The following is a 26,217-nucleotide window of genomic DNA, read 5'->3' as shown; positions in this document are numbered from 1 at the left end:
TGTTGGTCAGTCAGCAAACGGAATGGTTGCCGACGTGCGAATGTAGCACAACCATACCATCAGGACACGGACTCGACACCAAGGTTGGCAAGTGCATCGGCACGCTCGTTGCCATCGTGACCAGCATGTCCCTTGACCCAACGCCACTGGATCCTGTGCCTGGCCTGCGCGGCGTCAAGGGCTTGCCATAGATCGACGTTCTTTACCGGCTCCTTCGACGCGGTTTTCCAGCCGCGTGCCTTCCAGCCGTGAATCCACTCACTGATACCTTTTTGTACATACTGGCTATCGGTATGCAGCACGATCTCGCAAGGCCGCTTGAGCGCGCCGAGCGCTTCGATCACCGCTTTGAGCTCCATGCGGTTGTTCGTCGTATTCGGCTCGCCGCCGAACAGCTCCTTGCGATGCGCGCCTGCAATCAGCAATGCCCCCCACCCGCCGGGGCCAGGATTTCCCTTGCATGCCCCGTCGGTATAGATTTCCACTTTATCCATGCTATTGATTGTTGTGCTTGTGTGTTTTATTGGTGACCGGCACGCCTTGCGCGACGGTCGCGGCAGGCCGCGTCCAGGCCGGTCCGATCAGGCGCATGCCGCGTACCCGCTTGATAGCTTGCACGATATAGACGGCACCGAGTGGAGGCCACCATCGCTTCCCCGCCTTTTCCATGAATGAAAAGCGGTTCAGCCATTTATCGGATCGACAAGGCGGCGCATAGCAACCGAAGTGCCCCCGATTGACTTCCATACTGAGCAGCTTCAGCCAGTCCTTCAGGCGTGGCAGGCTGATGAATTCACCGTTCTGGGGCAAAAAATGGGCGCCGCTCAAGCGACCGGTGACCTGCCTTAGCCCCCAAAGGCTGGCCGGATTGAAGCCGCAAATGATGACTTGCCCTTCCGGAATCAGGACGCGTTCCACTTCGCGCAGCACCTGGTGCGGTTCATCGGCGAACTCAAGCACATGCGGCAAGACCACTAGGTCCAGGCTTTGCGAAGCAAACGGCAGCTCAGCAAAGTCATGTACGACTACAACATGAGGAGCTTGGCCGTCTTCATCTTTCGGCGGGATGGAGGTATCCGTAAGCCACTTGTTCGGCATGCGGTTTGCCTGCAGGGCTCTAATTTGCGGCAGGCCGACCTGGATCGCATTAAAGCCGAAAATATCCGCCGTCAGCATATCGAGCCGCTCTTGCTGCCAGGCCCGGACATAGTCGCCCGTCGGCGTTTCGAGCCAGGGGCCGAGCGCTATAATGGATTTTTCGCCTGACGGGGACATCATATGTTGAAAGTATTGGCTGTTCCGGCATTCCAGGACAATTACTTATGGCTGATCCACGATGGCGTGCATGCCGCGGTCGTCGACCCCGGCGATGCATCACCCGTTCTGGATGCATTGAAGGCGCACCGGCTTTCCCTTTCCGCTATTCTACTGACACATCACCACGCTGACCATGTTGGCGGCGTACCGACCTTGCTCCGCGCATTCGACGTCCCGGTATTCGGCCCCTCACGCGAAAACATTCCACAGATTACCCGACCACTGCTCGAAGGCGATACCGTTCACGTTCCCGCTCTCGAACTTGCACTCGAAGTAATGGATGTCCCTGGTCATACCCGTGGACATATTGCCTATTTTTCCCCTGATTATTCATGGTTGTTCTGCGGGGATACACTCTTTGCAGGCGGATGCGGACGTCTGTTTGAAGGCACGCCGGAACAAATGGTTGCATCGTTGACAAAACTAGCTTCATTGCCTGATTCAACGCAAATCTTCTGCGCGCACGAATATACCTTATCGAACCTGCGCTTCGCACGCGAGGTCGAACCGGACAATATTGATTTGACAACACGTATACAGCAAGAACAAATCAAGCGTGACCAAGGATTGCCCACCTTGCCCTCTACCCTCGGCATGGAGAAGGCAACCAACCCGTTCTTGCGATTCCGTGAGCCTGGAATTGCTGACCGGCTTATTGCAACGGGACATATTTCCTCAAGGGAACCTATCTCGGTTTTCACTGCCTTAAGGCAATGGAAGAATTCCTACCGTTGAGCCGCGCGTTTCGCTTCCGGAACGTTATCTTTTGTAATTAGTCTTGACGCAGGAAAACGCCTTTACGTAAACTCCATTGACTTACGGGCAACTTATCGTGCCCGCACATTAACAGCACGCGAGGAACCATGCATCCGCTGCAAATAAGAACTTTCTCAATTACAGCGCTTCTCCTCCTGGTCACCCCGCTTCACGCCGCAGATTTATCCCTTCAGTTCCATAACTGGTCCCAGGTTTCCGCATACGCCGCGCCCTACGACCCGAATGATCCGCTCGCGCAGGTACTGGCGATGGAAGAAGTGGATGTATGGGCGCGCATTCGCAAGGGCTTCCGCATTCCGGACCTCGACAATCCGCTGGTGGATAACCACGTCCAGTGGTACGGCTCCCGGCCCGACTATATCGAGCGCACCACGACCCGTGCCTCGCGCTATCTGTTCCACGTCGTGCAAGAGCTCGAAAAGCGCGACATGCCGACCGAGCTGGCGCTATTACCTTTCATCGAGTCGGCATTCAACCCGCAGGCCTACTCCACCGCAAAGGCGGCCGGCATGTGGCAGTTCATCCCGTCCACGGGGCGCGAATACAACCTCACGCAGAGTGTTTTCAAGGATGAGCGCCGCGATGTACTTGCCTCCACGGATGCCGCTTTGACCTATCTGCAAAAACTGTACGGTATGTTCGGCGACTGGCAGCTGGCGCTGGCGGCCTACAACTGGGGCGAAGGCTCCGTGCAGCGTGCAATCAACAAGGCACGCGCCGCCGGTGTGGCAACCGACTTCAATGGCCTGTCCCGGTTCATGCCGGCAGAAACGCGCAATTACGTGCCAAAGCTGCAGGCGGTGAAAAATATCATTGCCAAGCCGGACGACTATGGCATCGCGCTACCCAAAGTCGATAACCAGCCCTACTTCGTCACGATCGGCAAAACCCGCGACATCGACGTGAAAGTCGCGGCACAACTCGCGGAGCTATCGCTTGACGAGTTCAAGGCGCTCAATCCGCAGTTCAATCGTCCGGTAATCCCGGCCGGTAATGGTACCCAGCTCCTTCTCCCGCAGAGCAATGCGGAGAAGTTCAAGGAAAACCTGGCAAAGTGGCGCCGCGCCTTGTCTTCATGGACTGCGCACAAGGTCACGAATGCGCGGGAACGGATCGAGACAATTGCGAAGAAATTCGGCACCACCCCGGAGGTGATTCGCGAAGCCAATAATATTCCACCCAGAACAGTGCTGAAGGCCGGTTCAACCGTGCTGGTGCCCAAGACGGAAAACACGCCGGAAAAAGACATTGCGCCGGAACTGGTCGATACCGCGATGCTGGTCACCGCCCCGGACGTGCCGGATTCACGCAAGGTCTATGTCAAGGTCGGCAAGCGCGACACGTTGGCCAGCATCGCCAAACGCCATCGCGTGAGCGTTGCGCAGATCAAGTCCTGGAACAACCTCAAGCATGAAAAGCTTGCGAGCGGACAGCGGCTCGAGCTGAACCTGCCATACAAGGCAAAGGCGGTCGCCGCAAAGAAAGAGGTACGCCGGGTCGCAAGCAAGGCAACGCCATCCAACCGCAAGGCTGCCCCGGTAGCCGCACGCAAGGCTGCCGGCAGTGCCGGCAAGGAAAAAGCCATCGCGTCGGCGAACAAGACAATCAAGAAACGTCCAAGCTGACCGACACCTGACCAGCATGGCCAAGCAGTGAAGAAGACACTGCATGGCCATTTTCTTTTTTCAGCTCAACGTGGAGTACGTTGCTGCTGCGAGCAGGCGTTTCGTGTAGTCCTGCGTCGGGTTGGACAACACGTCCTCGGCCCTTCCGCTTTCGACGACTTTCCCATCCTTCATCACCATCACCCGATGTGCCATCGCGCGTATAACCGCGAGGTCATGGCTGATGAAAATATATGCGATTCCGTACTTGCGCTGCAGTTCTGCCAGCAACAGCAATACTTGCTGCTGCACCGATACATCCAGCGACGATGTCGGCTCGTCCAGCAGGATCAGTTCGGGCTTGAGCACGAGGACGCGCGCAATCGCGATGCGCTGGCGCTGGCCACCCGAAAACTCATGCGGATAGCGGAACATCATTTCAGGCGCGAGCCCGACCTCCGCCAGGCCTTGCGCAACCGCTCGACGCAACTCGTCTTTGCTGAGATGCGGCTGATGCAGCTCCAGCCCTTCACCGACGATTTGTTCAATGGTGCGGCGGGGTGACAGCGAAGCGAACGGATCCTGGAATACCACCTGCATCTTCGCGCGCATCGGACGCAATGCCATGCTCGACATGTTGCTGATCGGCTGACCTGCGAACGAGATGGCGCCGTCCACATTGGCGGAAGACAGGCGCAACAATGCCATGCCGAGCGTCGACTTGCCGGAGCCGGATTCGCCGACGATGCCCAAGGTTTCATGCGGCTTGAGCTGCACATCGACATTGTCTACGGCGACAAACGGTGTCTTACTGAACCAGCCGCGCTTGATCCAGAACGTGCAACGAATCTTCTCGGCCGACATCAGGGGTCTGGCCGAATCGTCTACCGCGTCGACCGACCGCTCCGGATGACTGGCGAGGAGCTTGCGGGTATACGCTTCACGCGGGTTGGCGAACAGGCCTGCAGTTGTCGCTGTCTCGATCAACCTGCCCTTCTCCATTACGCCGACCCGGTCGGCAAAATGCCTCACCAGGTTCAGATCATGGGTAATCATGAGCACGGCCATGTTTTCTTCACGCTGCAACTGGTTCAGCAGCTCGAGAATCTGCACCTGGATGGTGACATCCAGCGCTGTCGTCGGCTCATCGGCAATCAGCAGTTTCGGTTTGCAGGCGAGCGCCATCGCGATCATTGCACGCTGACGCTGGCCGCCGGAGAGTTGATGCGGATATGCCAGCGCCCGGCGTGCCGGTTCCGGTATACCGGTCTTGTCCAGCAACTCGATGGTCCGTTGTGCGGCAACCTTGGCGCTGATGCCCTCATGCAGCATCAGCACTTCTGCGATCTGATTGCCGATTGTGAACAGCGGGTTCAATGCCGTCATCGGCTCCTGGAAGATCATCGCAACATCCTTGCCGCGCACGGAGCGCATGGCAGCCTCCGGCCGTTTCAGCAAGTCGGCGCCTTCGAAGAGGATCCGCCCGCCATATTGCGCATCTTGATTCAAGCGCAGGATGGACAGCGATGTAACGGTCTTGCCGGAGCCGGACTCGCCTACCAGCGCGAACTTCTCGCCCGGTGCGATGGAAAAGCTCACATCATTGACGACGGTGGAGCTCCCGAATGCGACTCGCAGGTTCTGGACATCAATGAGGTTCATGCCTTCCTCCGCACATCCAGCGCGTTGCGCAGCGCGTCGCCGATATTGGTGAGCAGGAGCAGCGTCATCGTGAGCACAAGGAATGTCGACACCGCGATCCACCAGGCGTCGAGATTGTTCTTTCCTTGCGCAAGCAGCTCGCCGAGACTGGGTGTCGACGGCGGTACGCCGAGGCCGAGGAAATCCAGACTGGTCAGTGCCAGGATGGCCGCACTCATGCGGAATGGCAGGAAGGTCACCACCGGAGTCAGGCTGTTCGGCAGCACATGACGCCAGATAATCTGCCGATTCGACAAGCCAAGCGCGCGCGCAGCCTGTACGTATTCAAGGTTTCGGTTGCGAAGGAAATCAGCGCGCACATAGTCGGACAGCCCCATCCAGCCGAACAGCGACAGCAGGATAAGCAACAGGCCGATGCTCGGTTCAAAGATCGACGCAAAGATGATCAGCAAGTACAACTCTGGCATCGAGCCCCAGATTTCCATGAAGCGCTGGAAGAACAGATCGACCTTGCCCGCAAAATACCCCTGGATAGCACCGGTTACGACGCCGAGGATCACACCCAGGATGGTCAGCGCCATGCCGAAGAGCACGGACACGCGGAAGCCATAGAGCAGGCGGGCAAACACATCCCGGCCGCGGTCGTCGGTGCCGAGCCAGTTGTCCGCCGACGGCGGCGCCGGGTTCGGCGCTTTGGAAAAGTAATTCAGCGTGTCGAAACGGTAATGATTAAGGGGATAAATTGCCCAGTTTCCCTCGCGCTGGAACTGATCCTGGATGAAAGGATCCAGATAGTCTGCCGGTGTATCGAAATCGCCGCCGAACTCCTTTTCAGAGTAAGTCTGGAAGATCGGGAACATGACCTGGCCGTTGTATCGAACTGCGAGCGGCTTGTCGTTCGAAACTACTTCGGCCAGGAGGCTGATTCCGAACAATACAGAGAAAATGATGAGACTCCAGTAGCCGCGGCGATTCTGCTTGAATCGCACCCAGACGCGGCGCCACGGCGAAAGTGAGGTATTCGTCTGCTTCATTGGCTCAGGCTTTCAAACTGGACACGCGGGTCGGCCCAGACATAACAAAGGTCTCCCAGCAACTTGACCACAAGTCCGATCAGGGTAAACAGGTAGAGCGTCCCCATCACCACCGGATAGTCGCGACGGATCACAGACTCATAGGACAAGAGGCCCAATCCGTCGAGCGAGAAAAGCGTCTCGATCAGCAGGCTGCCTGCAAAAAAGGCGCCGATGAATGCCGCCGGAAATCCGGTCACCAGCGGAATCAGGGCATTGCGGAAGACATGTTTGTACAGCACCGTCTTTTCGCTCAGGCCCTTGGCGCGGGCCGTCAGCACGTATTGCTTGCGGATCTCTTCCAGGAAGGTGTTCTTGGTCAGCATCGTCATCACTGCGAACGAACCTGCGACAGATGCGGTCACTGGCAGCGTAATGTGCCAGAGATAATCGACAATCTTGCCGAACCAGGACAACTGCTCCCAGTCGTCCGAAGTCAGCCCGCGTAGCGGGAACCACTGCACGAAACTGCCACCGCCGAACAGCACCAGCAACAGTACGCCGAGTACGAAGCCGGGAATGGAATACCCGATCAGCACCGCGATACTCGTGGTCACGTCGAAGCGACTGCCTTCACGCACCGCCTTCGCTATGCCCAGCGGCACCGAGATGAAATACGTCAGAAAGAAAGTCCACAAGCCGAGACTGATCGATACCGGCAATTTCGACTTCACCAATCCCCACACGTCTTTGTGGTGGTAAAAACTCTGGCCCAGGTCAAAGGTGGCGAAGCCTTTGAGCATTTGCCAGAAGCGCTCCAATGGCGGCTTGTCAAAACCGTACAAGGCCTGGATTTCCTTGACGCGCTCCGCATCGATTCCCTGGCGCCCGCGATAATCGGCCGGACCGCGACTGGACACCTCGCCGGCACCGACCTGCCCCTTCAGCTCAGCCAGCATCTGCTCAACCGGGCCGCCCGGCACAAACTGGATGACGGCAAAAGTAATGGCGATGACGCCGATCAGTGTCGGCAGCATCAGCAGCACGCGCTTGGCAATGTATGCCCATAGATTCATGGCCTGCCTCTCGTCTTATCGGGGGTTCTTTTCCCACCAGGTGGAGATCACGTAGGGATCGGCCTGATAGTACTTCGGTACGGTGTCGGGAATGCCGAAGCGGTTGCGGTAGGCTACCCGATGCGTGCCAGAGTACCAATGCGGCACCGCCAGGTATTTGTGCAGCAGCACCCGGTCCAGGGCGCGCGATGCGCTGACCAGGTCCTTCCAGGTAGTGGCGTGCACCACAGCCTCCACCAGCTTGTCCACGGCCGGATCCTTCAGGCCCCAGACATTGCTGGATCCTTTTTCATCCGCTGCTGCCGAGCCGAAGCGGTCGAACAGCTCATTTCCCGGACTGATGAATGCGCCGAAGTTAATGCTTGTCATGTCGAAGTCGAACTCATCCATGCGCCGCTGGATCAGTGCATAGTCCGCCGTGCGCTGGTTCGCCTGGATCCCCAGCTTTTGCAGGTTGCGTACAAAGACGCTGATGATGCGTGACATCGCCCCCTGGTCGTCGATGATTTCCAGGACAAAGGGCTCGCCCCTGGCATTGCGCAATGCACCGTCCTTGTAGTCCCAGCCTGCTTCCTTGAGCAGCGCCTTGGCTTGCAGCAGGTTAGCGCGCAGCGACGACGGTGGATCGGTAGACGGTGGCACCGGGGCCGCGCCGAACACGACGGGATCGAGCTTCGCACGTAAGGGCTCCAGCAGTTTCAATTCTTCGGGCGTTGGCATGCCGGTGGCAGCCAGCTCACTATTATTGAAGTAGGAATAGATGCGCTTGTACTGACCGTAGAACAGCTGGCGGCTCATCCATTCAAAGTCGAGCGCCAGCCCGATTGCCTTCCGTACGCGCACATCGGCAAATTGCGGGCGGCGCAGGTTCATCATGAAACCCTGCATGCCTGCGCCATTCGAGTGCTGGAGCTCGCGCTTGATGATCTCGCCGCTCCGGAACTTTGGTCCGGTATATGCGCGTGCCCAGTTCTTTGCGCTGTATTCGACGACGACATCAAACTCGCCGGCCTTGAATGCCTCGAGGCGGGCAACATCGTCCTTGTAGAAGCGGTAGTGGATGCGCTCGAAGTTATGCATGCCGCGGCGCGAGGGAACGTCATTTGCCCAGTAGTTCGGATCGCGCTTGTAAACAATCGAGCGGCCAACGTTATAGCGGTCGATCAGGTACGGCCCGCTGGCAATCGGTGGCTCCAGCTGAATCTTGTCGAACGAGGTGCTGGCGCCCCATTTCTTTGAGAACACGGGTACGCCACCGACAATCAACGGCAGCTCGTGGTTGAGCGTCTTGAAATCGAAACGAACGGTACGCTCGTCGACAACCACGCATTGCTTCACATCCGCGAAGATGATCTTGAACTGCGGCGCCCCTTTGGCAATCAGGCTGTCGTAGGAATGCTTGACGTCCGCAGCGGTCACCGGATCCCCATTATTGAAGCGTGCCTTCGGATTGAGACGGAACGTCATCGACATCCGGTCCGGCGCGAGCTGCATGTCTTCCGCAAGCAGTCCATACATCGTTGCCACTTCGTCGGCGGAGGTCACCGCAAGCGTCTCGAACATCAGGTTGGATACGCCGGCGGCCGCTACGCCTTTCAGCGAGAAGGGATTGAACTTGTCGAAACTGGTGCGACGGTCAGGGTTGGCGAGGAACAATTCGCCTCCACGCGGCGCGTCCGGGTTGACGTAGTCGAAATGCTTGAAACCGGCCGGATACTTGGGCGTGTCATACAGCGAGAATGCATGCGCCGCAAAAACGCTGCCACTATATTGAATCAAGCCAACGAGTAGAAACGGTAAGAGATATTTACGCATTCGGCCATGAAATAAAGGTCTGCTGACAAGCGGAAAGCAAAGTCGGGCTATTGTACCGAAAGGGTCTTCGGAATTTATATTTCATTAATGTTTTCTTGCCGACTGGTAAATCGGTCTGCCGTTTTACCATGTCGCCTACTCAATAGAATTGATCTTTCCCATACTCGGAACAATCAGCAAAGAGTTGCCCTAAGAATCAAGCGCCCCTACAATCTTGCCGAGTTTAAAAATTGAGCTCCGGAAAGCGCCCAAAAATGGCGTACTTCTCGCGGCTCATGCTTGCCACAGGTCGTCGTCGCCCTGTAAAGCGATAAAATACGATAAAACCATTTGGAGTCATTCATGGCATTCCTGCAAGGCAAAAAAATCCTGATTACCGGACTGTTGTCCAATCGTTCCATCGCATATGGCATCGCGCAAGCCTGCAAACGTGAAGGCGCCGAACTGGCATTTACCTATGTCGGGGAACGCTTCAAAGACCGTATTACCGATTTTGCGCAAGAGTTTGGCAGCAAGCTCGTGTTCGACTGCGACGTCAGCAGTGACGAGCAGATCAACGCCCTCTTCACCGATCTCGGCAAGTCATGGGACCGCCTGGACGGGATGGTGCATTCGATCGGCTTTGCTCCGCGTGAAGCAATCGGCGGCGATTTCCTCGACGGCCTGTCGCGCGAAGCCTTCCATATTGCACAGGACATCTCCGCCTACAGCTTCCCGGCTATGGCCAAGGCTGCACTGCCGCTGCTGCGCCCGAATTCCTCCCTGCTGACGCTGACCTACCTGGGTGCCGTGCGCGTCACGCCGAACTACAACACGATGGGCCTGGCCAAGGCATCGCTGGAAGCCAGCGTGCGCTACCTGGCCGAATCGCTCGGCCCGAAGGGTATTCGCGTCAACGGTATCTCCGCCGGCCCGATCAAGACCCTTGCGGCGTCCGGCATCAAGGATTTCAGCAAATTGCTGGGCATCGTCGCAGCACATGCACCGCTGCGCCGCAATATCACGATCGAAGACGTCGGCAATACGGCCGCCTTCCTCCTGTCCGACCTCTCCGCAGGCATCACCAGCGAGATCACCTATGTCGACGGTGGCTTCTCGCACGTGATGTACGCACCGGAAGAGTAATCACTCCCGCAGCCTGCAGGACGGCACGACCGCCCTGCAGGCTTGTTCTTTTTGCACCGCACGAAATTCCGCTGCAGTGAATCTGATTCGTCTGTATAATGCGCCGCTGTGCATCGCAACAAGCATGCATATCGCAGCATCGCAAACCCTTTAGCAATAAACGATAAAGCCCTCCCGCCTTTTGGTGTCATCTGTTAAGACACCGTCCCGGCGCAAAGCTTTTGTGCCGAAATCTCTCAGAGTTTTTCTCAGCTGTTTCGTTGGTTGGCGTTGCCTTTTCATCTACGTCTGTGCACCTGCAATGAGTGCGGTCGCGGCGTTGTAATTTACGAAAGAGACTCAATGACTTTTGAAGCACTAGGCCTGCACACGTCCATTCTGAAAGCACTGACAGAAGCCGGCTATACCAAACCGACCCCGGTACAGGAACAAGCGGTTCCCGCGGCAATGCAAGGCCGCGACCTGATGGTGTCCTCGCAAACCGGTTCGGGTAAGACGGCTGCATTCATGCTGCCGGCACTGCACAAGTTCGCGCTGGCTGAACAATCGGCCCAGCCGGGCGGCAAGACCGCCAATCAGGAACGCCAGTCCGCACGTTCACGCGGCGAGCGTCCGCGCTTCCAGCCTGCACAGCCGAAGATGCTGGTATTGACGCCAACCCGTGAACTGGCACTGCAAGTTACCACCGCAACTGCCAAGTACGGCACCAACTTGCGCCGTGTACGCGCGGTCTCGATTCTTGGCGGCATGCCGTATCCGAAACAGATGCAACTGCTGGCGAAAAATCCGGAGATCCTGGTCGCCACGCCGGGCCGCCTGATCGACCATATGGAGTCCGGCAAGATCGACTTCTCGCAACTGGAAATCCTGGTGCTGGACGAAGCGGACCGTATGCTGGACATGGGCTTCATCGAGGACATCGAAAAGATTGTTGAAGCGACGCCGGAATCGCGCCAGACGATGCTGTTTTCCGCCACGCTTGACGGTGTGGTTGGCAGCATGGCCAAGCGCATTACGCGCGATCCGCTGGTAATCCAGATCAACAGTGCCGCGACCAAGCATGAAAACATTCAGCAGCGCGTGCATTTCGTGGATGACCTGTCGCACAAGAATCGCCTGCTCGACCACTTGCTGCGCGATTCGTCGCTCGATCAGGCAGTCGTGTTTACCGCAACCAAACGTGACGCTGACACCATCGCTGACCGCCTGAACATCGCCGGCTTTGCGGCCGCTGCGCTGCATGGTGATATGCATCAGGGCGCGCGTAACCGTACGCTGGACGCACTGCGTCGCGGCCAGGTTCGCGTGCTGGTGGCAACCGACGTGGCTGCGCGCGGCATCGACGTGCCCGGCATCACGCACGTGGTGAACTACGACCTGCCGAAATTCCCGGAGGATTACGTCCACCGTATCGGTCGTACCGGCCGCGCAGGGCGCAATGGCCAGGCAATTTCGCTGGTGAATCACTCGGAAAACATGAACATCAAGCGGATCGAACGCTTTACCAAGCAACTGATTCCGGTCGATGTCATCGAAGGCTTCGAGCCGAAGAAGGCAGCTTCCGCACCGCGCAGCGCCCGCAAGCCGGGCGGCTGGAAACCGGGCGACAATCGCAGCAACAGCAAGCCGGGGCAGCGTACCTTCAGCAAGCCGGGCGCGCCGCGCAAGTCGGGTGGTTTCAGCAAGAGCTCCCATTTCGGTGACAACGGCGGTGGACGCCGCTCCTACGGCGACCGCTGATCGTCAGTCAGACAGGCTGGAAAAACGGCCGGAAAAAATGAAAAGCCGCTCCGGGATCCCGGAGCGGCTTTTTTATTTCCTCTTTCCCTTCTTTTTTCCTCTTCGTACCCGTTACAGCGCACAGGTTCGGAAACCGACGAACATGTCGTTGCGTTCCGGCAGATAGAAATTGCGAAATCGCGGGGAACGCATGCGCAGCCGGGTCGCAAACGACGCGCCGCGAACCGCCTGATGCGACATGAAATGCGGTTCCGAATACTGCCGGTACGCATCGGGTGAAAACCCCAGGTACGGCTCGAACGGCGTAGAAGTCCACTCCCACAGGTCGCCCCAGCGCAGTGCCGGATGACCGGACAACGCAGCATATTCCCATTCGGCTTCTGTCGGCAGGCGACGCCCGGCCCAGCGGCAGTAGGCCTGTGCTTCGAAAAGGTTCACGTGGCGTACCGGCTCATTGGCAGGCAGCGCGATCAGCTTGCCGAAGCGCTGGCAACGCCAGTGCCGTCCTTCTCGCAGCCAGTCGCGCGGTGCGGAGTGGCCTTGTGCCATCAGCCAGTTCAGCCCGGCGGCAGTCCAGAATTGCGGTTTCTCGTAGCCGCCATCGGCTACAAACTCGCTGTACTGCACATTCGAGATAAGTGTCGAGTCCATCTCGAACGGTGGCACGTAGCAGGAATGCGCCCATTTCTCGTTATCGAATACGAAACCCGCATCCGGCGTGCTCCCCTGCTGGAAAGTGCCTCCAGGAAAGCGAATCTCGCCTTGCGCCCAAGAGGCGATTTCCTGGTTGGCAAGCTGCCTCGGCGGCATGACGCTGAGCGTCTGGAGCGTGTGCGCAAGAGCCTCCCCGCGCATGTCCTCATAGGCCAATACAAGCCGGTAGGGATACAGGTCGGCGTGCTCGTTCTTTACGCGGCTCAGCTTATCGAGCACGCGGTCGAGCACTTCGCGGCAATACGTCTTGAGCGCACCGGTACTGGGCAAATCGAGCTTCCACCGTGTGCGGTGAGGCACGGTGTTCGCATCAAACCAGTCGTCTCCCTTGGTGAGCATGGACGTGCGCTGTGCGGAGGCAGGGTCGCTGGACTGCGCTTCGCGCAACACATACCACTCTGCGAACCAGGCGATGTGTCCCAGTTCCCATAGCGGCGGATTGATATGGGGAAGGACCGGCACATTGCTGGCTGCATCCATCCCGGCTGCGGCAAAACAATCCATCAGCGCCAGCGTGTAGTCCCTCGCATCCTGCAGCGCAGCAGCCAGCTCATTCGGCGCGGCTGTTCGGAAAGAAAAATTCATCAGGAATATCCGGTAAGCAGGTATCGAGCTTTGCCATTATCGATTCCGCTCCAGGAAAAGCCAATACCGCTCAGAGATCGACAAAAGGAGGGACTGCCTCCGGCCAGGCGCTTGCATCCTGTTGTTTTCCGCCTTCCTGAGGGAAGCCCGCCAGCGCAGCCCTGTCAGCAACTCCTGGCGAGGCGAATGCCGGAAAACTGCCAACGTGCCGTGGCCGGAAAGAAATTACGGTACGTGGACCGCGCGTGTCCATCCGGTGTCGCGCATGACGACCCACGCAGCACATACTGATTGGCCATGAACTTGCCGTTGTATTCGCCAAGCGCACCGTCGGCGGCACGGTATCCCGGATAGGGAGAATAACTGCTGAGGGTCCATTGCCAGTTCGCGCCGAAGAGTTGATACAGGCCGTCCGCCTGCTGCGGCCCGGGTGCGGCAGGATGCAGCGCGTGCGTACCGAAATCCTCGGCCGCTGCAGCGGCGTGCTCCCATTCCGCCTCGGTGCAAAGGCGCGCTCCGCACCAGCGGGCATAGGCGTCAGCTTCAAAGAACGAGATATGCGTGGCCGGCCGGTTCAAGTCGAGAGACTGCAAGCCATGCAGGGTGAATTCCTTCCAACCGGACGCATCGCGGTGCCAGTACATCGGGTGTGTGACGTGGTTGGTCTGCACCCAGTCCCATCCCTCTGACAGCCAGTGCGCAGGATTGGCATAACCGCCGTCCTCGATAAACGCCAGGTACTCGCCGTTGTTTACCTGACGCGACGCAAGCAGGTACGGTTCCAGAAATTGACGATGGCGCGGCATTTCATTATCGAAGCAAAACCCCGTGCCCGCATGCCCGATCTCGACAATGCCGGCGTCGAAGAATCTCCACGCCATGGCGTCCGCATGTCCGCCCGGTTCCAGCGTCGACGTCGAATACGCCGGAAACAAGGGATTCATCGACAACAGATGCTTAACGTCCGTCAACAACAACTCCTGATGCTGCTGCTCGTGTTGCAGACCGGTCTCCATCAGCGACTGCAATTTTTCATCGTCGCACCGCGCAAGAAGCTCCTCGATGCGCTCGTCCACGTTGCGGCGGTACGCAAGCACCTCGCCGAGTGACGGCCGAGTCAGCATGCCGCGTTGCGGCCTCGGGTGCTTTTCGCCGACGCCGTTGTAATAGGAGTTGAACAGCACGCGAAACGCAGGATGGAACGGCCGGAAGCCGGCTTCATATCGCTCGAGAATGAACGTTTCAAAGAACCACGTCGTGTGCGCCAGATGCCATTTGACGGGGCTGGCGTCAGCCATCGACTGCACACAGCAGTCTTCCTCTGACAGTGGCCGGGCCAGCGCGACAGATTGGCTGCGCACCGTGCGATAGGAAGGCTTCATCATTTCGGTTGACTGCGCCATCTTCATTCATCCGGCACGCGCGTGACACACCATAAACCACTGCTTCGGATCGGTCCAGGTGCGAACCTGGCTGAACCCCGCGCGCTCGAGCAGCTGAAGGAATTTTTCCCTGCTGTACTTGTAGCTGCTTTCAGTATGAATGCTTTCCCCTTGGCGGAAGCGCCGCTCACCGCTTTCCCAGCGCACCGTCACATCGCGGACGGCATCGAGGTGCATTTCAATACAACTTTCTTCGTGGTTGAAACAGCAGCGATGATGCCAGTCCCGCGCATTGAAATCCGTGCCGAGCAAGGCGTTGAGGTGCCGCAGCAGATTCAGATTGAAGGCCGCCGTGAGACCGATCGCATCGTCATAGGCTGGATGGAGAATGTCCGTTCCCTTCAACAAGTCGACGCCGATCAGCAGCCCGCCATCTGTATTGCAGGCATCCCGAATGCGGGCGAGGAATGCCGCCGCCTGGTCCGGGGAAAAATTGCCGATCGATGAACCGGGATAGAAAAACAGCCGGCGCTCTCGGCGTAATGTTTCCGGCAAGTCGAGCGATTCCGAGAAATCCATGCCGAGTCCGCACATCCTGATGTGCGGATAACGGTATCGCAGGTATTCGACCGCCTCGCGCAGGAATTCGACGGAAATATCGATCGGCACATACTGCGCCGGCTGCAGGGCATGGAACAGGCGCTCTGCCTTCTCGCAATTGCCTGCGCCAAGGTCAATCAGCGTCGATCCCTTCCCTGTTGACCTGGCAATGTCGACCAGGTGCTGCTCGAAGATCGCCGCCTCGGTGCGCGTCGGGTAGTACTCGGGCAGTTCGCAGATTGCGGAAAACAGTTTGGAGCCGAGCGCATCGTAGAGATACTTGGGCGACGTATGGGCATGGGGTGCAAGCAGCCCTGCACTGAGTTCTGCGCGGATGGCATCGGTGTTCTTGCGATAGAGCTGGAGGAATCCGGTTTGCAAGATGTCAGTCGGGCACTGCCGATTTGGTTGGCAAATTTTAGCTATCATAGGCGCGTGGTTCGGATGGTCCTTGAGGCGTCACAAGCGAGAACCACGCTTCCCGATACTTTTTCCGGCACGCCACTTTGCAGCCGGCAACCGATCTCGCCTTCGAAAGCTTATTGCGCACATGCATTGTTGCGTTTGAAGGCTCACTGTCTTGAGGCAATGCTAGAGCTGCGCAATCTGAGCAAGTCCTATCCCAACGGCAGGCGCGTATTACATGGCCTGAGTTACCGTATTGAAGACGGGGAATACGTCGCCATCATGGGCGAGTCCGGCGTCGGCAAGTCGACCTTGCTCAACCTGATCGCCGGGCTCGACTCGCCGGACGCCGGCGAGATCGTCATCGATGGCGTCTCGATGTCTGCACTGGATGACGACGGCGCGACGGCCTTGCGGCGAGAGAAGTTCGGCTTCATCTTCCAGGCTTTCCATGTGCTGCCGCACCTGACGCTGGCGCAGAATGTTGCCCTGCCCCTCTTGCTCAACGGCGAAGTACCACAGCGCGCAACGGAGATGCTGGCTGCGGTCGGCTTGCAGGGGCGGGAGCAGGACTTCCCGCGCCAATTGTCCGGCGGCGAATTGCAGCGCGTCGCGATTGCGCGTGCACTGGTGCACCGTCCCAAGCTCCTGCTTGCAGACGAGCCGACCGGCAATCTCGATCCCGATACCGCGCATGAGGTGTTGCTGCTGTTGCGCAACGAGATCAAGTCCAACGGCGCGACCGCCATCATCGTGACCCATTCACCGGCAGCCGCCGCGACGGCAGACCGTACGCTGCTGCTGACCAAAGCCGGCCTGCAGCCGATGGAACTGCCGCGAGGATGAATTACGCCTCTGTCCTCCTATCACGCTGGCTGACGCTGGGCGAGTGGCGCGCCCATCCGGTGCGCACGCTGGTGGCAGTACTGGCCATTGCGCTGGGCGTGGCGCTCGGTTTTGCCATTCACCTCATTAATTCCGCGGCTTACAACGAGTTCTCCGGCGCAATCAAGAGCCTTTCCGGGCAGGCGGACCTGCAAGTGCGCGGAGCACAGCCCTATTTCGACGAATCCTTGTACGGGAAACTCGCGCAGCGTGAGGGTGTCGCGATCGCCAGCCCGGTGCTGGAAGTGGATGCCGCATTGCCGGGGCAGAACGGTGCGTTGAAGGTTCTCGGCATCGATGTATTTCGTGCAGGAGCCATCGCACCGGACCTGATCGGCATACCGGCCGAAGACCGGCCATACGACATGCTGGCGGACGATGCCGTTTTCCTGTCGCCGGCGGCGATGGAATGGTTGCGTGTCGGGCAGGGAGACCGGCTGCAACTGCAGGCAGGAACGGATGCCGTGACACTACGTGTTGCTGGCGGGCTGGTGCGTGCGCGCGCCGGGCAGCGCATCGCCGTCATGGACATTGGCGCGGCGCAATGGAGGTTCCAGCGGCTTGGACGCTTGTCGCGCATCGACCTGCAGCTGACTGCCGGCGTGGATCGTAATGCGTTCAAGGCGGCACTTGCAAAGGAGCTGCAACCGCAGCATCTCGTGACCGAAACCGCGGACCAGGAAGCGCGCACCGCCAACATGTCGCGTGCCTACCGCGTGAACCTGAACGTGCTGGCACTGGTCGCACTCTTTACCGGCGGATTCCTGGTGTTTTCCACACAGGCACTGTCGGTGATCCGGCGACGCAGCCAGCTTTCACTGCTGCGTGTGATGGGCATGACGCGCAAGCGCGTGCTGGCGCAGATCCTCGGCGAAGGCGCGAGCCTCGGCGTCATCGGTTCCATTCTCGGGCTGGCCGGCGGCTATGCGATGGCCGCCGTGGCCTTGCGCTTCTTCGGCGGTGATCTGGGTGGCGGTTACTTTCCTGGCGTGCAGCCTACCGTGCAGTTTTCACCCGCTGCGGCTGCAGTTTTCTTCACTCTCGGCATGCTAGCCGCATTGCTCGGCTGTGCCGGACCGGCCTGGGAAGCTGCTCGCGCGAAGCCGGCGCAGGCACTCAAGTCAGGCAGCGAAGACGTTGCCTTGAGAAGGCTCGCCACACCGTGGCCGGCATTGGCGTGCATCATCATCGGCGCGGCGCTCACACAAATGCCGCCCCTGTTTGAACTGCCAGTCTTCGGCTATATCGCCATCGCGCTACTGCTGATCGGCGGCATTGGCCTTATGCCTCGCCTCGCGGCCATGGTCTTCTCGTCGCTTTCCGCAAAAGCCGGACAGCGAAACCAGCGGAAGGCAGGCGCAGTGGCGACCTTGTCGCTGGCAAGACTGGCAAACGCACCGAACCAGGCCTCCATTGCGCTAGGCGGCGTGCTGTCGAGCTTCAGCCTGATGGTCGCGATGGCGATCATGGTGGCCAGCTTCCGCACCTCGGTCGACGACTGGCTGGCGCGCGTGCTCCCCGCGGATTTATATCTGCGCTCTGCGGCATCGGGCAACACCGGGTCGTTGTCGCGGATCGACCAGGAGCGAATCAAGGCTGCACCGGGCATCCTGCGTGCTGACTTCCTGCGGTCGACGCAACTGGTGCTCGATCCGGGCCGGCCTCCCGTGGCGTTGATTGCACGGCCGATTGAGGTCTCCGATCCGGCTCGCACGCTGCCGCTGGCCGAAGATGCGCTTCCGGTCGACCGCATTCCACCGGGGAGCGTGCCGGTGTGGGTGTCGGAGGCGATGACTGACCTGTATGGCTACCGACTGGGTACCTCAGTACAGTTTTCACTGGGCGGCAAGGCACGGAAATTCTTTGTCGCCGGTATCTGGCGCGATTACGCGCGGCAATCGGGCGCAATCCAGATGCGCCTGTCCGACTACCGTGAATTAACCGGCGACATGGAAGTCAACGATGCCGCACTATGGCTGGCATCCGGTTTTACGGCGGAGAAAGTGACTGCGTCACTGAGGCAGCTGCCGTTCGGCTCGGCACTCGAATTCGCGGAGCCGGGCGAGATCCGCGCCACCAGCCTGCGCATCTTCGACCGCAGTTTCGCGGTCACCTATCTGCTGGAAGTCGTTGCGATTGTCATCGGGCTGTTCGGCGTGGCCGCGACCTTTTCCGCACAAACACTTGCCCGCGCCAAGGAATTCGGCATGCTGCGGCATATCGGCGTCACCCGCCGGCAGATCATGGAAATGCTGGCCGCCGAGGGCGGAATGCTGGCGCTGCTCGGTGTCGCGGCCGGCTTCCTGATCGGCGGGGCGATCAGTCTTATCCTGGTTTTTGTCGTCAATCCACAATCGTTTCACTGGACGATGCAGTTGCATTTGCCATGGACGCTGCTGGCAACCGTAGCTGCCGTGATGCTGGTCGCCGCGTCGTTGACCGCGCTGGTGTCCGGACGGTATGCGGTCTCCGGTGATGCCGTGCGGGCGGTAAAGGAGGACTGGTGAACATGTACGCGACAACTGCACGAAGCGAAGAATCAACCATGGGCCACGGCGCTAGCGTGCAATCCGAGCGGGGCAACATAGTGGCAGCCCTGCTCGTTCTCATGCTCTGGTTAAGTGCGGCGATGGTATTCGCAGCCCCGCCCCAGCTCGCCAATGTCACGCCGGGAAGGCCGCTATCCTTTCCGCACGACTTTGGTTCCCATCCGGATTTCCGGACCGAGTGGTGGTATGTGACGGGCTGGCTCGAAACACCCGACAAGAAGCCGCTCGGCTTCCAGATCACCTTTTTCCGCTCCGCGACCGAACACGACCGCGACAATCCGAGCAGCTTCGCACCGAAGCAGCTGATCATTGCGCATGCCGCCCTGTCCGATCCTTCCGTGGGCAAACTCCTGCATGACCAGCGCAGTGCACGCGAGGGATTCGGCGTGGCTTATGCGAAGGAAGGCAACACCGATGTAAAGCTCGACGCGTGGCATCTGGTCCGCAACGGGAATGCGTACCGCACACGCGTGGCGGCGAAAGAGTTCACGCTGGAATTCAATCTCACGCCGTCCCAACCGCCGATGCTGCAGGGTGAGAATGGATTTTCGCGCAAGGGACCAAGACCCGAGCAGGCGAGCTACTACTACAGCGAGCCACATCTGCAAGTGACCGGCACAGTGACTCGCGAAGGAAAGCCGTTGAAGATCACCGGCAGCGCATGGCTCGACCATGAATGGTCGACCAGCGTGCTGGATCCGGAGGCGGCCGGCTGGGACTGGGTGGGCGCAAACCTGGATGACGGCGCCGCGCTGGTGGCCTTCCGTATCCGTGGCAAGGACGGCGCGACGCTCTGGTCCCATGCGGCGCTGCGCGACAGGAATGGCCGCGTTACCCAGTTTGGTCCCGGCCAGGTGCGATTCATGCTGCAACGCAGCTGGCGCTCGCCGCGCACCAATGCCAGCTATCCCGTCGAGGTGCAGATCGCAGCAGGCGACATGGCATGGCAGCTGACGCCGTTGCAGGACGACCAGGAACTCGACTCGCGCCAGTCGACAGGGTCGGTTTATTGGGAAGGCGCGGTCACGCTTACGCAGGACGGCAGGCGGGTCGGCCGCGGCTATCTGGAACTGACGGGATACGTAAAACCACTGAAACTATGAGCACACCCGCATCGAGAGAACAACAAAAAAGCAGCCTGGCAACGCTCAAGGGATTGCTGCGTTTCCTTGTACCGTACAAGAAGCAGTTCGCGCTCGCCGGCATCGCGCTGGTCATTGCGGCTGCGGCAACGCTGGCTATTCCCTATGCATTCCGCCAGATCATCGACGTCGGCTTCGGCGGTGCCACCGGCGTGCCGGAGCTTGCCGAGAGCGCGCATATCGACCGCTATTTCATTGCACTGTTTGGGGTTGCGTGCGTGCTTGCCCTTGCCACGGCTGCACGCTTTTACATGGTGTCCTGGCTGGGCGAGCGCGTCACTGCCGACCTGCGCAGCGCTGTCTACCGCCATGTCGTCACGCAGAGTCCGCAGTTCTTCGAAACCACGCAGACCGGCGAAGTGCTGTCGCGCCTCACCACCGATACGACGCTGATCCAGGCGCTGGTCGGCACCAGCATCTCGCTGGCCTTGCGCAACATGCTGTTGTTTGTCTGCGGACTCGTGATGCTGTTCGTCACCAGTGCAAAGCTGTCAGCCATCATTGTCGTGATGCTTGCCGGCGTGGTGCTGCCCATCGTGTTCTTCGGCCGCCGCGTGCGCCGGCTGTCGCGCGCTTCGCAGGATCGTGTTGCGGATGCGTCGGCCCTGGCAGGCGAAATCCTGAATGCCATGCCAACGGTACAGGCTTACACGCATGAAAGCCTGGAGTCGCAACGTTTCGGTGAATCGGTTGAACGTGCTTTCGGCACCGCGATGCAGCGCATCCGCGCGCGCTCGCTGCTGACGGTGGTCGCGATCCTGCTGGTGTTTGGCGCGATCGTGTTCGTGCTGTGGCTGGGCGCGCATGAAGTGATCAAGGGCAGCATGACCACCGGCGAACTGGGGCAGTTCATCCTGTATGCGGCACTGGTTGCCGGCGCGATCGGCGCGTTGTCGGAAGTGCTGGGCGAAGCGCAGCGTGCAGCCGGGGCGACCGAGCGCCTGCTGGAACTGCTGTCCGTGCGCTCCCCCATCCAGTCGCCGGCGCAACCGATAGCGCTACCGCCGCGCACTGACAATGGCGCGTCGTTGACGCTGCAGCACGTCACCTTCCACTACCCTTCCCGGCCGGACTCGCCTGCGCTGATCGACCTCTCGCTGGACATCCGTCCCGGTGAAACGGTTGCCGTCGTCGGCCCGTCCGGTGCCGGAAAGACAACCTTGTTTCAGCTACTGTTGCGTTTCTATGATCCGCGGCTTGGCAGCATCCTGCTGGACGGGATCGATATCCGATGCCTCGATCTTGAAACGCTACGCGGTGCGATCGGCGTCGTGCCACAGGACACCATCATCTTTTCCGATAACGCGCTGGAAAACATCCGCTACGGGCGCGCCGACGCTACAGACGAGGAAGTCATTGCCGCGGCAAAGCTCGCTGCCGCGCATGAATTCATCGAGCGCCTGCCGCAGGGATACCAGTCATTCCTGGGCGAGCGCGGCGTGCGCTTGTCAGGCGGTCAACGCCAGCGCATCGCGATTGCCCGCGCGCTGTTGAAGAATCCGCCGTTGTTGTTGCTGGACGAGGCCACCAGTGCATTGGATGCGGAATCCGAGCGGTTGGTACAAGGCGCTTTGGAGGTCGCGATGGAAGGACGCACGACGCTGGTCATCGCGCACCGGCTGGCAACGGTGCAGAGTGCCGACCGCATCATTGTGATGGAACACGGCCGCATTGTGGAAAGCGGCACGCATGCATCGCTGGTGGCCAAGGGCGGCCTGTACGCCAGCCTCGCCGCGTTGCAGTTTTCACAATCCTGACCGGAACGAACACCTGACCTTGGGATCACGGCTTCCTTTAGAATAGCGCGATTCAACGGAAAACAACTCCATGCGCCAATACCTCGACTTCATGCGCCATGTGTACGAACATGGCACCGAAAAAACCGACCGCACCGGCACCGGCACCCGCTCGGTGTTCGGCTACCAGATGCGTTTCAACCTGCAGCAGGGCTTTCCCCTGGTGACCACCAAGAAGCTGCACCTGAAGTCCATCATCCATGAGCTGATCTGGTTCCTCGCCGGCTCCACCAACACGAAATACCTGAAAGAGAACGGCGTATCGATCTGGGACGAGTGGGCGGACGAGAACGGCAACCTCGGCCCGATCTATGGCTACCAGTGGCGCTCCTGGCCGGCACCGAACGGCCAGCATATCGACCAGATCGCGCAGGTCGTCGACCAGATCAAGAACAATCCGGATTCCCGCCGCCTGATCGTGTCGGCATGGAACGTGGCCGATATTCCGCAGATGAAGCTGCCACCCTGCCATGCGTTCTTCCAGTTCTACGTCGCCGATGGCAAGCTGTCCTGCCAGCTGTACCAGCGCAGTGCCGACATCTTCCTCGGCGTGCCATTCAACATTGCGTCGTATGCATTGCTCACGCACATGATGGCGCAACAGACTGGCCTCGACGTCGGTGAATTCATCTGGACCGGCGGCGACTGCCACTTGTATTCCAACCATATGGAGCAAGTGCAGGAACAACTGTCGCGCACGCCGTTCCCGTCGCCCAAGCTGGTCATCAAGCGCAAGCCGGACTCGATATTCGATTACAAGTTCGACGATTTCGAGATCACGGATTACCAGTCCCACGCGCATATCAAAGCACCGGTGGCTGTCTAATGGCGCACCTCACCATCGTCGTTGCGACCGATGCCAAGGGTGGCATCGGCATCAACAACACGCTGCCATGGCGCCTGCCGGAAGACCTCGCCCACTTTAAGCGAGTGACGTCCGGGCATCCGATCATCATGGGCCGCAAGACCTTCGACTCCATCGGACGCCCGCTTCCCAACCGCCGCAACATCGTCGTCACGCGCAACCCCGGCTGGAAACATGACGGCGTGGAAGTGGTGACATCGATCGATGCGGCAATCGCGCTGGTCGGCGACACGCCCGCGCACGTGATCGGCGGTGCGCAAATTTACGCGGAGATCCTGCCGAAGACCGACCGGCTGATCGTCACGGAGATCAGCAAGACTTTCAACTGCGATGCATTTTTTCCCGCTATCGACCCACAGCACTGGAAAGAAGTTTCGCGGGAACAGCACCATTCCGACACGCAGGATCTTGACTACGCGTTCGTTATCTACGAGCGTCACTGATCCGCCTGTATCTTCGCGCTGACCGTTACCCGCCTGTCCCGCCCGCCCTGTCTGTCTGCCCATCCTTGCCCCACGGGTGGACAGGCATAAAATCTGCATCCTCCTCCGGAAATTTGCATCCTGGATCACCAGGAAACGTTTTCCGGAGAAATCGACTGTGACATTTGACGTCAGTCTTGCAGTACCAGGCCGTTCCCTGCCTTTCCCGTTGTTGCTGCACCAACCCCACATCAGGAAAGTCGCTGTATTTCGTGCCCTGCAGCTGGGCGACATGCTGTGTGCGATACCCGCCCTGCGTGCCTTGCGCGCTGCCCTTCCGCTGGCAAACATTACCTTGGTCGGATTACCGTGGGCGCAACAGTTTGCCCGCCGTTTCGCGCGCTATATCGACGATTTCATCGCCTTTCCGGGGCATCCGGAGCTGCCGGAGCAGCCCTTGCGCGAGGAGCTTGTGCCCGATTTTTACCAAGCCATGCGAGCGCAGGAATTCGACGTGGTTTTGCAGTTGCACGGCAGCGGCGAGATCAGCAATCGCATCGCCGCGGATTTTGGCGCGGAGATCATCGCCGGATTCACGCGTCACCATGACGAGGGACTCGAGTCCCACTTCATGGCGTATCCAGAGACAAGCACGGAACCGGAGCGGCTGCTCGGGCTGGTGGAATTTCTTGGCGCACAGCCACTCGGCACGGAGCTCGAGTTTCCGCTGCAGGCAGAAGACGAACAGGAACTGCAGCAGAGCGGACTCAACCTCGGCCTGACACCCGGGCATTACATTTGCGTACATCCCGGTGCACGCAATCGCGCCAAGTGCTGGGCGCCACAACAGTTCGCTCAGGTCGCCGACCAGCTTCATCGCGAGTCCGGCCTGCCTGTCGTGCTCACCGGATCCGCCCAGGAAGCCGACCTGACTGCGACGGTCGCCGCGCATATGCAGGAAAAATCGATCGACGCGGCGGCACCCATCTCCATCGGCGCAATGGCCGCCTTGATGCGCCACGCTCGCCTTTTGGTGTGCAATGACACCGGCGTGTCGCATATCGCCGCTGCGCTGAAGCTGCCGAGCGTTGTGATCTTCACCGCCACCGACATGGAGCGCTGGGCGCCGGTCGATCGCGACCTGCACCGCTGCGTGCACGACCCCCAGGGCACGAAACCTGCCGAAGCACTGCAACAGGCGCGCGCCCTGCTCGCCCGCCACGCAGCATCAAGGTACCACTGAGGGCATCGCCGGAGGTGCCGCTTCTATCGGCAATACCTTTGGCGCATCCACTTCGCGCACCGGTACGGTCGTCGGCAATTCAAGGTGATAGGCGCCGGAGGGGATCATGCCGCAACCGCCATAGCGCTGCATGACACGCAGCTGCGCAAGAACATCCTCGCCCGCATGTTCTACCGGCAGGTCGGGCCAGAAATCGAATCCGCCGCAGGCACGCAGCTTCTCGGTATCGAAGAGCACGCAGCCGCCAATCCACGCAATCCGGTACAGCCTTGTGTCGCTTTCGCGCAGGCCGAGCTTGGTCTGCACATGGTAGAGATTGGCCGCGCTGTGCAGATGATGCCGCGCCCAGGCCGGACTATCCGGCGTGACCACTTCCGGCAAGACTTTGCCTTCCCAGAATTCGATGTGCTGCTGATGGGGGCGAATGTCGTCGATGAAGCTCAGGCCATGCAGCGCACTGCCGACGAAACCGCATGCCTGCTCCGTCAGCACACGGTGCATGCGTTCGAGCATGTCTGTCTCAAGCACCACGTCATCATCGAGGAACAGGCAATAGGGTGCGCGCACCTTCGACAGCAAAAAGGCACGTTGCTCGGCCATCCCGCGGCGCGGCAGGTTCGTGAAGGTCTGCACTTCGCACCCACCGGTGCGCAGGATACGCAGCAGTGCTTTCACTTCCTGCGCATCAAAGACACTTTGCCCTTCCGACTGGTCGGAGATGAAAACTGAAAAACCATCGAAGCATTGCCCGAACAATGCGGTCAGCGTCACCGCCAGGGCGCTTGGACGGTTGCAGGTCGGGATCAGCACGTCGATTTCACGACGCGCCGTCACGATGCCGCCTCCCGGCGCGTTGCCGCCTGTTGCACGTACAGGTACGGATTCAGTGCGGGGTCGTTGTACATCTTGAACTGGCGGTAGACCTTGAAATACGCCATGCCAGCCCTCGCCTCGTCGAGCAGGCGTTGCAGGCAGGATGAGAGATCGGCGCGCTGCGCCATCAGGCGATGCAACTTGTCGCGGCACTTGCGGATGTGGTCCTCGCCCGCATCCATGCGATAGGTCTGCTCCCGCATGTGATGGATCTTCAGCGACAGGATGGAGAGGCGGTCGATCATCGAACCGGCCGTCTCGCTGTTGAGTCGCGCATCTTCCGCGTACGGAGAGTCGGCGAGCGTTGCGAGGATGGCTTCATCCAGCGATTCAACCGCATCGTTGCGCCGCTGGTTGTAACGATCGATCAGGCGTTTGCAGGCCGCGATCTCGCTGTCTGCAACGTCGGTACGCCTTGCCTTGTCTTCCTCACTCCAGAGCAACGTATTGAATCGATGGTTCACTTCGATCCAATGCCATGCGGTGCCGCAAGCCTCGGCCGACATGTCTTTGCCCTCTGTGGCGGGCGTCTCAAGCCACGCAGGATTACTCAGTTTGTTGTCGTGGAATTCTGTGATCGATAACGCATCAGGAAGTTTCTTCATATCGGGCAGATTGCTGCAGGTG

General features: G+C 59.6%; 22 protein-coding genes. 11 read left to right on the top strand and 11 right to left on the bottom strand.

The features are described from left to right. Window positions 1-59 precede the first annotated feature (59 nt). Both rnhA and ACYVIA_RS19960 read right to left on the bottom strand, forming a co-directional pair. Window positions 60-494: a ribonuclease HI gene (rnhA, locus tag ACYVIA_RS19965; protein WP_460843931.1), complete on the bottom strand. Its 435-nt coding sequence runs from the start codon at window positions 492-494 to the stop codon at window positions 60-62. A 1-nt stretch (window position 495) separates the two neighbouring features. After that, complete coding sequence (locus tag ACYVIA_RS19960; RefSeq protein WP_460843930.1) at window positions 496-1,278, bottom strand: class I SAM-dependent methyltransferase; 783 nt, start codon at window positions 1,276-1,278, stop codon at window positions 496-498. Here ACYVIA_RS19960 and gloB point away from each other — a divergent pair, their 5' ends adjacent. Further along, window positions 1,279-2,052: a hydroxyacylglutathione hydrolase gene (gloB, locus tag ACYVIA_RS19955; RefSeq protein ID WP_460843929.1), complete on the top strand. Its 774-nt coding sequence runs from the start codon at window positions 1,279-1,281 to the stop codon at window positions 2,050-2,052. A 128-nt stretch (window positions 2,053-2,180) separates the two neighbouring features. Continuing rightward, window positions 2,181-3,719: a transglycosylase SLT domain-containing protein gene (locus ACYVIA_RS19950; protein WP_460843928.1), complete on the top strand. Its 1,539-nt coding sequence runs from the start codon at window positions 2,181-2,183 to the stop codon at window positions 3,717-3,719. 60 nt (window positions 3,720-3,779) lie between these two features. On the opposite strand, the gene ACYVIA_RS19945 is transcribed toward ACYVIA_RS19950, so the two are convergent. Genes ACYVIA_RS19945 through ACYVIA_RS19930 form a run of 4 tightly spaced genes read right to left on the bottom strand, consistent with a single transcriptional unit; the run spans window position 3,780 to window position 9,264 of the window. Further along, window positions 3,780-5,360, bottom strand: a complete 1,581-nt coding sequence (locus tag ACYVIA_RS19945; RefSeq protein ID WP_460843927.1) for an ABC transporter ATP-binding protein — start codon at window positions 5,358-5,360, stop codon at window positions 3,780-3,782. After that, a complete protein-coding gene (locus ACYVIA_RS19940) occupies window positions 5,357-6,394 on the bottom strand; it encodes an ABC transporter permease (protein WP_460843926.1) in 1,038 nt (345 codons plus the stop codon). Before ACYVIA_RS19940 ends, ACYVIA_RS19945 begins: the two co-directional genes overlap by 4 nt. Beyond that, window positions 6,391-7,449 (bottom strand): microcin C ABC transporter permease YejB, encoded by a 1,059-nt coding sequence (locus ACYVIA_RS19935; protein WP_460843925.1) that lies wholly within the window; start codon window positions 7,447-7,449, stop codon window positions 6,391-6,393. Before ACYVIA_RS19935 ends, ACYVIA_RS19940 begins: the two co-directional genes overlap by 4 nt. 15 nt (window positions 7,450-7,464) lie before the next feature. Then, on the bottom strand, window positions 7,465-9,264 hold the full coding sequence (locus tag ACYVIA_RS19930; protein ID WP_460843924.1) for an extracellular solute-binding protein: 1,800 nt from the start codon (window positions 9,262-9,264) through the stop codon (window positions 7,465-7,467). 342 nt (window positions 9,265-9,606) lie between these two features. Here ACYVIA_RS19930 and fabI point away from each other — a divergent pair, with 342 nt between their 5' ends. Both fabI and ACYVIA_RS19920 read left to right on the top strand, forming a co-directional pair. After that, on the top strand, window positions 9,607-10,389 hold the full coding sequence (fabI, locus tag ACYVIA_RS19925; RefSeq protein WP_460843923.1) for an enoyl-ACP reductase FabI: 783 nt from the start codon (window positions 9,607-9,609) through the stop codon (window positions 10,387-10,389). 342 nt (window positions 10,390-10,731) lie between these two features. After that, on the top strand, window positions 10,732-12,129 hold the full coding sequence (locus ACYVIA_RS19920; RefSeq protein WP_460843922.1) for a DEAD/DEAH box helicase: 1,398 nt from the start codon (window positions 10,732-10,734) through the stop codon (window positions 12,127-12,129). Between the two features lie 111 nt (window positions 12,130-12,240). Here the strand turns inward: ACYVIA_RS19920 and senA are convergent, their stop codons facing one another. From senA to egtD, 3 genes are all read right to left on the bottom strand, one after another. Continuing rightward, the gene (gene senA / locus ACYVIA_RS19915; RefSeq protein WP_460843921.1) at window positions 12,241-13,428 is read right to left on the bottom strand and encodes a selenoneine synthase SenA; all 1,188 of its coding nucleotides are present in this window, start codon (window positions 13,426-13,428) and stop codon (window positions 12,241-12,243) included. A 164-nt stretch (window positions 13,429-13,592) separates the two neighbouring features. Continuing rightward, the gene (gene egtB / locus ACYVIA_RS19910) at window positions 13,593-14,837 is read right to left on the bottom strand and encodes an ergothioneine biosynthesis protein EgtB (RefSeq protein WP_460843920.1); all 1,245 of its coding nucleotides are present in this window, start codon (window positions 14,835-14,837) and stop codon (window positions 13,593-13,595) included. Beyond that, window positions 14,838-15,839 carry an L-histidine N(alpha)-methyltransferase gene (egtD, locus tag ACYVIA_RS19905; protein ID WP_460843919.1) on the bottom strand — a complete coding sequence of 334 codons (1,002 nt, stop codon included), beginning with the start codon at window positions 15,837-15,839 and terminating at the stop codon, window positions 14,838-14,840. Between the two features lie 159 nt (window positions 15,840-15,998). On the opposite strand from egtD, the gene ACYVIA_RS19900 reads away from it, so the two are divergent. The 7 genes from ACYVIA_RS19900 to ACYVIA_RS19870 all read left to right on the top strand — a co-directional run bounded on the left by ACYVIA_RS19900 (window position 15,999) and on the right by ACYVIA_RS19870 (window position 24,717). After that, a complete protein-coding gene (locus tag ACYVIA_RS19900; RefSeq protein WP_460843918.1) occupies window positions 15,999-16,661 on the top strand; it encodes an ABC transporter ATP-binding protein in 663 nt (220 codons plus the stop codon). Further along, window positions 16,658-19,207, top strand: coding sequence for an FtsX-like permease family protein (locus ACYVIA_RS19895; protein ID WP_460843917.1), 2,550 nt, complete (start codon window positions 16,658-16,660; stop codon window positions 19,205-19,207). The genes ACYVIA_RS19900 and ACYVIA_RS19895 overlap by 4 nt, the downstream gene beginning before the upstream one ends. A gap of 101 nt (window positions 19,208-19,308) precedes the next feature. Further along, a complete protein-coding gene (locus tag ACYVIA_RS19890; RefSeq protein WP_460843962.1) occupies window positions 19,309-20,352 on the top strand; it encodes a lipocalin-like domain-containing protein in 1,044 nt (347 codons plus the stop codon). Further along, window positions 20,349-22,148 carry an ABC transporter transmembrane domain-containing protein gene (locus ACYVIA_RS19885; protein ID WP_460843916.1) on the top strand — a complete coding sequence of 600 codons (1,800 nt, stop codon included), beginning with the start codon at window positions 20,349-20,351 and terminating at the stop codon, window positions 22,146-22,148. The genes ACYVIA_RS19890 and ACYVIA_RS19885 overlap by 4 nt, the downstream gene beginning before the upstream one ends. Before the next feature lie 70 nt (window positions 22,149-22,218). Then, on the top strand, window positions 22,219-23,013 hold the full coding sequence (locus ACYVIA_RS19880) for a thymidylate synthase (protein WP_460843915.1): 795 nt from the start codon (window positions 22,219-22,221) through the stop codon (window positions 23,011-23,013). Then, window positions 23,013-23,495, top strand: coding sequence for a dihydrofolate reductase (locus ACYVIA_RS19875; protein ID WP_460843914.1), 483 nt, complete (start codon window positions 23,013-23,015; stop codon window positions 23,493-23,495). Before ACYVIA_RS19880 ends, ACYVIA_RS19875 begins: the two co-directional genes overlap by 1 nt. 157 nt (window positions 23,496-23,652) lie before the next feature. Further along, window positions 23,653-24,717: a glycosyltransferase family 9 protein gene (locus ACYVIA_RS19870; protein WP_460843913.1), complete on the top strand. Its 1,065-nt coding sequence runs from the start codon at window positions 23,653-23,655 to the stop codon at window positions 24,715-24,717. Here the strand turns inward: ACYVIA_RS19870 and ACYVIA_RS19865 are convergent. Together ACYVIA_RS19865 and ACYVIA_RS19860 are read right to left on the bottom strand one after the other, a co-directional pair. Beyond that, window positions 24,703-25,551 carry a glycosyltransferase family 2 protein gene (locus tag ACYVIA_RS19865; RefSeq protein WP_460843912.1) on the bottom strand — a complete coding sequence of 283 codons (849 nt, stop codon included), beginning with the start codon at window positions 25,549-25,551 and terminating at the stop codon, window positions 24,703-24,705. The genes ACYVIA_RS19870 and ACYVIA_RS19865 overlap by 15 nt on opposite strands. Then, window positions 25,548-26,195, bottom strand: a complete 648-nt coding sequence (locus ACYVIA_RS19860) for a DUF4254 domain-containing protein (RefSeq protein ID WP_460843911.1) — start codon at window positions 26,193-26,195, stop codon at window positions 25,548-25,550. Before ACYVIA_RS19860 ends, ACYVIA_RS19865 begins: the two co-directional genes overlap by 4 nt. Window positions 26,196-26,217 lie beyond the last annotated feature (22 nt).

It is taken from the genome of Noviherbaspirillum agri (genome assembly GCF_054780595.1).
The sequence above is the reverse complement of the archived record's forward strand: the minus strand, read 5'-3'. Positions and strand labels throughout refer to the sequence as shown.

Bases quoted from the DNA above. Each gene is read 5' to 3' on its own strand.
- ACYVIA_RS19890 (WP_460843962.1), top strand. From the start codon at position 19,309: ATGCTCTGGTTAAGTGCGGCGATGGTATTCGCAGCCCCGCCCCAGCTC.
- ACYVIA_RS19940 (WP_460843926.1), bottom strand. From the start codon at position 6,394: ATGAAGCAGACGAATACCTCACTTTCGCCGTGGCGCCGCGTCTGGGTG.
- ACYVIA_RS19935 (WP_460843925.1), bottom strand. From the start codon at position 7,449: ATGAATCTATGGGCATACATTGCCAAGCGCGTGCTGCTGATGCTGCCG.
- egtB (WP_460843920.1), bottom strand. From the start codon at position 14,837: ATGAAGATGGCGCAGTCAACCGAAATGATGAAGCCTTCCTATCGCACG.
- ACYVIA_RS19950 (WP_460843928.1), top strand. From the start codon at position 2,181: ATGCATCCGCTGCAAATAAGAACTTTCTCAATTACAGCGCTTCTCCTC.
- ACYVIA_RS19880 (WP_460843915.1), top strand. From the start codon at position 22,219: ATGCGCCAATACCTCGACTTCATGCGCCATGTGTACGAACATGGCACC.
- gloB (WP_460843929.1), top strand. From the start codon at position 1,279: ATGTTGAAAGTATTGGCTGTTCCGGCATTCCAGGACAATTACTTATGG.
- ACYVIA_RS19860 (WP_460843911.1), bottom strand. From the start codon at position 26,195: ATGAAGAAACTTCCTGATGCGTTATCGATCACAGAATTCCACGACAAC.
- ACYVIA_RS19920 (WP_460843922.1), top strand. From the start codon at position 10,732: ATGACTTTTGAAGCACTAGGCCTGCACACGTCCATTCTGAAAGCACTG.
- egtD (WP_460843919.1), bottom strand. From the start codon at position 15,839: ATGATAGCTAAAATTTGCCAACCAAATCGGCAGTGCCCGACTGACATC.
- senA (WP_460843921.1), bottom strand. From the start codon at position 13,428: ATGAATTTTTCTTTCCGAACAGCCGCGCCGAATGAGCTGGCTGCTGCG.
- fabI (WP_460843923.1), top strand. From the start codon at position 9,607: ATGGCATTCCTGCAAGGCAAAAAAATCCTGATTACCGGACTGTTGTCC.
- ACYVIA_RS19900 (WP_460843918.1), top strand. From the start codon at position 15,999: ATGCTAGAGCTGCGCAATCTGAGCAAGTCCTATCCCAACGGCAGGCGC.
- ACYVIA_RS19875 (WP_460843914.1), top strand. From the start codon at position 23,013: ATGGCGCACCTCACCATCGTCGTTGCGACCGATGCCAAGGGTGGCATC.
- ACYVIA_RS19895 (WP_460843917.1), top strand. From the start codon at position 16,658: ATGAATTACGCCTCTGTCCTCCTATCACGCTGGCTGACGCTGGGCGAG.
- ACYVIA_RS19930 (WP_460843924.1), bottom strand. From the start codon at position 9,264: ATGCGTAAATATCTCTTACCGTTTCTACTCGTTGGCTTGATTCAATAT.
- ACYVIA_RS19885 (WP_460843916.1), top strand. From the start codon at position 20,349: ATGAGCACACCCGCATCGAGAGAACAACAAAAAAGCAGCCTGGCAACG.
- ACYVIA_RS19960 (WP_460843930.1), bottom strand. From the start codon at position 1,278: ATGATGTCCCCGTCAGGCGAAAAATCCATTATAGCGCTCGGCCCCTGG.
- ACYVIA_RS19945 (WP_460843927.1), bottom strand. From the start codon at position 5,360: ATGAACCTCATTGATGTCCAGAACCTGCGAGTCGCATTCGGGAGCTCC.
- rnhA (WP_460843931.1), bottom strand. From the start codon at position 494: ATGGATAAAGTGGAAATCTATACCGACGGGGCATGCAAGGGAAATCCT.